Source organism: Streptomyces alkaliterrae (genome assembly GCF_007097205.2).
Taxonomy (GTDB): Bacteria; Actinomycetota; Actinomycetes; order Streptomycetales; family Streptomycetaceae; genus Streptomyces; species Streptomyces alkaliterrae.
Map to the genome: position 1 here is coordinate 1 of NZ_VJYK02000706.1, position 480 is coordinate 480.

Sequence of the window (480 nt, forward strand, 5' to 3'; positions counted from 1 at the left end):
ACCCGGCCGACCCCCTCGACGACCCGCACACCCTGGACGCCGCCGACCCCGGCGCCGACTTCGTCGACCTCACTCTCGTCCACCTCGACCTCGCCGACCAGCGGCGGGAGACCGTCGAGGCCACCCGCTGGCTGGAACCGGACGACCGCACACTGCTCTCCCTCTGGTGGCTGGAAGCCGCCGGCCGCCTCACCCGCACCGAAGTCGCCACCGCGCTGGAACTCAGCCCCCAGCACACCGCCGTCCGCGTCCAGCGTTTGAAGGCGCAGTTGGACGCCGCCCGGGTCGTCGTACGGGCGCTCGCCGCCGTCCCGCCCTGTGACCGGCTCCGCCAGACCGTCGGCGTCTGGGACGGCGTCCCCTCCGCGCTGTGGCGCAAACGCATCGCCCGCCACGCCCGCGAGTGCGTGCGCTGCACCGGCCACTGGAGCGGCCTGGCACCCGCCGAAGGCCTCCTCGCCGGCTTCGCCCTCCTCCCCC

Annotated in this window: 1 pseudogene; it reads left to right on the forward strand. The window is 75.2% G+C overall.

The features are described 5' to 3' along the window. Positions 1-480: pseudogene (locus FNX44_RS27570) on the forward strand (sigma-70 family RNA polymerase sigma factor); the annotation flags it as partial.